This is a genomic window from Tanticharoenia sakaeratensis NBRC 103193, assembly GCF_000963885.1.
In the GTDB taxonomy this organism is placed as follows: Bacteria; Pseudomonadota; Alphaproteobacteria; order Acetobacterales; family Acetobacteraceae; genus Tanticharoenia; species Tanticharoenia sakaeratensis.
In genome coordinates this window covers 1-4,203 of sequence record NZ_BALE01000072.1, presented here as the reverse complement: position 1 = coordinate 4,203, position 4,203 = coordinate 1, and the positions used below count along the sequence as shown (strand labels likewise).

The 4,203-nt window shown below is 62.4% G+C and carries 2 protein-coding genes and 2 pseudogenes; 3 read left to right on the top strand and 1 reads right to left on the bottom strand.

Features of this window, described 5'->3' with window-relative positions:
* Positions 1–151: 151 nt before the first annotated feature.
* Complete coding sequence (locus tag B8446_RS15885; RefSeq protein WP_084712399.1) at positions 152–424, bottom strand: alpha/beta fold hydrolase; 273 nt, start codon at positions 422–424, stop codon at positions 152–154.
* 121 nt (positions 425–545) lie between these two features.
* On the opposite strand from B8446_RS15885, the gene B8446_RS15880 reads away from it, so the two are divergent.
* The 3 genes and pseudogenes from B8446_RS15880 to B8446_RS15870 all read left to right on the top strand — a co-directional run.
* A complete protein-coding gene (locus tag B8446_RS15880; protein ID WP_053053941.1) occupies positions 546–1,130 on the top strand; it encodes a DNA-3-methyladenine glycosylase I in 585 nt (194 codons plus the stop codon).
* Positions 1,127–3,311 (top strand): annotated as a pseudogene (gene recD2 / locus B8446_RS15875) (SF1B family DNA helicase RecD2). The gene B8446_RS15880 and the pseudogene recD2 overlap by 4 nt, the downstream one beginning before the upstream one ends.
* A 168-nt stretch (positions 3,312–3,479) precedes the next feature.
* A pseudogene (locus B8446_RS15870) lies at positions 3,480–4,163 on the top strand (IS110 family RNA-guided transposase); the annotation flags it as partial.
* Between the last annotated feature and the right edge of the window lie 40 nt (positions 4,164–4,203).

Sequence of the window (4,203 nt, the reverse complement as noted above, 5' to 3'; positions counted from 1 at the left end):
GCAGGAAACACATAGGAAACAAACGGAAGCAAAGGCCAGCGTAGTTTCCACCAAAATCACGGGTGCGTGATAGCCTTTGGGGGCTCGGGCCTGAGACTGGTCGAAGCCGGCCGCCCCCGGGATAAGGGGCGAGCGGTCTTGGGCTGAAAGTTCAGCCCCGGATAAAGGCAAGGAGGTCGGCGTTGAACTGGTCCTGCTGGATCTGGGCCAGGCCGTGACTTGCGCCCGGATAGATCTTCAGCGTGGAATTTGGCACCAGCCTGGCCGAGAGCAGGGCGGAGGTGCCGATCGGCACGATCTGGTCGTCGTCGCCATGGACGATCAGGGTCGGCACGTCGATCCGCTTCAGGTCTTCGGTAAAATCGGTTTCCGAAAACTGCTTGATGGAATCGAGCTGCGGCTTCAGCCCGCCCTGCATGCCCATCAGCCAGAACGACCGCCGGATGCCTTCTGAGACTGTCGCGCCGACGCGGTTGTAGCCGTAGAACGGGAACTGCGCATAAAGCCGAGAGGCGTGGATATGCTATGGTGCTGTCATGCCTCAGATGACGTGCAACTCATCCAACGCCGATCTACCCCGCTGTTCCTGGGCTCGAACCGATCCGCTGCTGCGCGCCTATCACGACGAGGAATGGGGCAAGCCCATTCGGGACAGCCGGGTGCTATGGGAAATGCTCTGCCTGGAAGGCTTCCAGGCGGGATTGTCCTGGCTGATCGTATTGCGGCGCCGTGACGGCTTTCGTCGGGCGTTCGCGAATTTCGATCCCGACATCGTCGCGCGCTTTGACGAGCACGATGTCGAACGCCTGATGGCCGATCCCGGGATCATCCGCGCCCGGGCCAAGATCGAGGCGACGATCGGTAACGCGCGTGCCTATCTCGCCATGCAGGAGCGGGGCGAGGAGTTTTCGGAATTTGCCTGGGGTATGGTGCCGGACGCGCCGATCCGGAACACGACCGGTGCCGTGCTGCCGCAGTCGCCGCTCTCGGAGGCCATGTCGAAAGCCCTGAAAGCGCGGGGGTTCAAGTTTGTCGGTCCGGTGATCGTCTATGCCTGGATGCAGGCGGTCGGGATGATCGACGATCATGATCCGGTCTGCTTTCGGCATCACCAGCATACGGTAGGGTGAACGGGCAGACTTCTTCCGCGCCGACCGAGGCGCTGGCGGGACTGGTGGAACGGGTGACGTTTCATAACGCCGAGAACGGCTTTTGCGTTCTGCGGGTGAAGGTGCGGGGGCAGCGCGATCTCGTCACCGTTGTCGGCCATGCCGCCATGATTTCGGCGGGCGAGTTCGTGCAGATGTCGGGGCGTTGGTTCAACGATCATACCCACGGCCTCCAGTTCAAGGCGGAGTTTCTCAAATCCAGCCCGCCGACCACGGTCGAGGGCATCGAGCGTTATCTCGGCTCCGGCATGATCCGGGGCATTGGCCCCGTCTATGCGAAAAAGCTGGTGAAAGCGTTCGGCGAGGCGGTGTTCGACCTGATCGAGCAGGAACCGCATCGCCTGCGGGAGGTGACGGGGATCGGTCCAAAGCGCGCGGACCGGATCGTCGGTGGCTGGGCGGACCAGAAGGTGATCCGCGAGATCATGCTGTTTCTGCACAGCAACGGCGTCGGCACCTCGCGGGCGGTAAGGATCTTCAAGACCTACGGACAGGACGCGGTCAGACTGATCAGCGAGAACCCCTATCGGCTCGCGAAGGACATCCGCGGTATCGGGTTCAAGACGGCCGACCAGATCGCCCGCAAGATGGGGATCGCGCCTGACGCCATGATCCGGGTGCGGGCAGGGATCTCCTATGCCCTTGGTGAGGCGATGGATGAAGGGCATTGCGGCCTGCCGGTCGGGGAGTTGCTGACAAGCACGGCCGAACTGCTGGAGGTCGCGGCACCTCTGATCGAGACGGCCCTCGCGCTGGAGCTGGAAGCGGGCGACGTTATTGCCGACAGCGTGGGCGGGACGGACGGCATCTTCCTTGCCGGCCTGTATCGCGCGGAGCAGAGCATTGCCGAGCGGCTGCGCGCCTGTGCCGTCGGCCGATCGCCCTGGCCGAACATCGACGCTGAAAAGGCCATGGCCTGGGTGGAAAGGAAGACCGGGCTTGCGCTCGCGCCCAGCCAGCAGGAGGCAGTGCGCCTTGCCCTGCACAGCAAGGTTCTGGTGATCACGGGTGGTCCTGGCGTCGGCAAGACCACGCTGGTCAATGCCATTCTCAAGATCGTGACGGCCAAGGGCACGGATGTACAGCTCTGCGCGCCAACGGGAAGGGCGGCGAAGCGCCTGTCGGAAAGCACCGGACTGGAAGGCAAGACCATTCACCGCCTGCTGGAGACGGATCCGGCGACCGGCAGCTTCAAGCGGGATGACACCAACCCGCTGACCTGCGATCTGCTGGTCGTGGACGAAGCCAGCATGGTCGACGTGTTGCTGATGCGCTCCCTCCTGCGCGCGTTGCCTCACAGTGCGGCGCTACTGATCGTGGGCGACGTGGACCAGTTGCCGTCGGTCGGGCCGGGGCAGGTGCTGGCCGATATCATCGCCTCGGGTGCTGTCCCTGTGGTACGGCTGACCGAGGTGTTCCGCCAGGCAGCGCAGAGCCGGATCATCACCAATGCGCATCGGATCAACGAGGGCAGAATGCCCGAACTGAGCGCGGAAGAGGGATCGGATTTCTATTTTGTCGAGGCCGCCGAACCGGAAATCGGGCTTCGTAAACTGCTGGCGGTGGTGAAGGACCGCATTCCGGCGCGGTTTGGGCTGGACCCGGTTCGCGACATGCAGGTGCTTTGCCCGATGAACCGGGGTGGGCTGGGCGCGCGGTCGCTGAACGTCGAATTGCAGCAAGCGCTGAACCCGCCGGGCGCGGTGAAGGTCGAACGGTTCGGCTGGACCTATGGGCCGGGCGACAAGGTGATGCAGATCGCGAACGATTATGACCGGGACGTCTTCAACGGGGATCTTGGCGTTATCGACAGGATCGATATCGAAGAGGGCGAACTGACGGTCTCATTCGATGGACGGGAAGTCGTTTTATGGCTTTGGCGAGCTGGACGAATTGGTGCTGGCCTACGCGACGACCATTCATAAGAGCCAGGGCTCGGAATACCCGGCCGTGGTCATCCCGTTGGTGACCCAGCATTACGCCATGCTGGCGCGGAACCTGCTCTACACGGGTGTGACACGGGGGCGGAAGCTCGTTGTGCTTGTGGGGCAGAAGAAGGCGCTGGCCATCGCCGTGCGGAATCGGGGCGGGAGGCGGCGGTGGTCGAAGCTCAGGGAATGGCTGGTAGACAGCACCGCATGATGGGATGCGGGGGGCGTGTCTCCATGTCGGGTTCCGCCTACAAGGCAGACATCAACGTGGTTATGGCGGGTGCCCGAAAGCGGATGATGTGGATGGCCCCAGCTCACGGCATCTGAATGCCAAGGGTAGGCGTTATCAAAGCACCCACGAGCGAAGGAGCCACCCATCATGGAAGTCAGCACCATCGGGCTTGATCTGGCGAAGAACGTTTTTCAGGTTCACGCGGTCGATGCGGCGGGACATGTCGTCGTCCGCAAAGTGCTTCGACGCGCTCAAGTGTTGTCGTTTTTTGCCAAGCTACCGCCTTGCCTGATCGGCATGGAAGCGTGCGGCACGTCCCATCATTGGGCGCGGGAGTTGATAGCACTGGGTCATGAGGTGCGCCTGATGCCCCCAGCGTATGTCAAACCTTACGTGAAACGTGGGAAAAATGACGCTGCCGACGCAGAGGCGATCTGCGAGGCAGTGACCCGCCCGACAATGCGCTTTGTGCCGGTGAAATCACGTGAGCAGCAGGCAGCGCTGTCGATGCATCGCACACGCGATCTACTGGTCCGGCAGCGAACACAACTCGTCAATATGATCCGCGGTCAACTGGCGGAGTTTGGTATCGATATTCCGCAAGGCCTGGAGCGCGCACTGACAATAGCCCGGCAGGTCGTTGACGGCGAAACGCTGGACATACCTGGGTATGCGGCGAAAATGGTAGGTATTTTGTCCCGACAGGCGCTCGAGACCCATATGCAATTGCGCGAGATCGATCGCAAACTCGCGGCGTGGCAACGCAGCAATGCCGTCGCGCGTCGCCTGACGACCGTTCCGGGCATCGGCCCCATTAGCGCGACTGCTCTAGAGCGGCTCCACTGAACGCTGATTCTGTGGCGTGACAGGA